At 45.0% G+C, this 1,266-nt stretch carries 1 protein-coding gene; it reads right to left on the minus strand.

The genetic code is table 11. The features are described 5' to 3' along the window. Positions 1-299: 299 nt before the first annotated feature. Positions 300-425 carry a hypothetical protein gene (locus ACRC27_RS09410; protein WP_438639761.1) on the minus strand — a complete coding sequence of 42 codons (126 nt, stop codon included), beginning with the start codon at positions 423-425 and terminating at the stop codon, positions 300-302. Positions 426-1,266: the final 841 nt, after the last annotated feature.

Here is a 1,266-nt window from a genome sequence, read left to right on the forward strand (position 1 = left end):
TGCTGCGCAAATTTTACGCCCATTTCAAACCACTGCGCACGCAGGCGTGCTTCGTTATGCCCCTTAGTAAGAAGTTATCTGAAAGCCGAATTTAATAGGCTTTTGCGGTGTAAATTTTAGGTCGTGGTTAAATCAACTATCACGGTACAATTGTATTTATTCTTCGATTTGGCCTTTGTGTTGAATGGCCACGTTGTTTTGGCTACAGCCTTTTTCAATGTTAATATCGTATTCATTCCAGTAGCGTAATCGGCGAATTCCGACCAAGTGCTCGATGCTTGTGCAGAGTCCACGGCAACTCAGTATTCTTTCCACTCCTGAATATTGTCGGTGAATGGTAGCGTTGCAGTTTCGGTGGAATAGGCGAACGTAATCCCGTTTTCTTTCCAGTCAGTTAATTCTGCGGCAACGGGTAGATTTGGCATAGCGTTACTCGTTGCAACTGAAAAATCGCATTCTTTCCTCTTGCTGGCATTGTGCTCAGCTGTAAGAAATCGGTGTTTTGCCGCACAATCGCAGCCGAATGGTCAGGTCACGTGAACGTTCATGGGTATAATGGGGAAAATGAAATGCACGCCAAGCTATATCGCTTTTACTTAAGCATGTTTTGTTGAACGGTTGGTGCGGCGTTTTTAGTTAACCCCCTGTTTCAGATAACAAAAAATTCAACAGGGACATTTTTAAATGGGCATTCGCTACGCGAATTTTACGCCCATTTCAAACCACTTCGCACGCAAGCGTGCTCCGTTATGCCCCTTAATTAAATGTTATCTGAAAGCCGAATTTAATAGGCATTCGTGGTGTAAATCGCAGGTCTTAGCCAAATTAGTTTCGCGGTACAATTGTATTATTTCTTCGATTTAGCTTGAAGGGCGAATGGGGGAATTGCCTTGGCTACATTTGCTTAGCGCGAATATCGCATTCTTTCCTGTAGCGTGATCAACGGAGTCCGGCCAAGTTGTCTATGCACATTCAGTGTTCACAGAACTTCCGCATTCTTTCCATTCTTGAGCATTGTAGGCGTATGGGCACGTTGCAGTTTCGGCGGCGTAGGTGAGTGCAATCCCGTTTTCTTTCCAGTCAGTTGGTTCTGCTGCAACCGGTAGTTTTGGCATAGCATGGTTTGATACAACTGAGAAATCGTATTCTTTCCTATTGCTCGCGTGGTGTTTAGCCGTACGAAATCAGTGTTCTTTCGCACAATCGAAGGCGAACGGTCGAGCCACGTGGAAGTTCATCGGTAGAATAGGGCAAGTACAGTGCTCG

This window comes from Plesiomonas sp., assembly GCF_051650925.1.
In the GTDB taxonomy this organism is placed as follows: domain Bacteria; phylum Pseudomonadota; class Gammaproteobacteria; order Enterobacterales; family CAMTGL01; genus Plesiomonas.

Excerpts from the sequence above, each read along its gene's own strand:
- ACRC27_RS09410 (WP_438639761.1), bottom strand. The coding sequence starts at position 425 with ATGCCAAATCTACCCGTTGCCGCAGAATTAACTGACTGGAAAGAAAAC.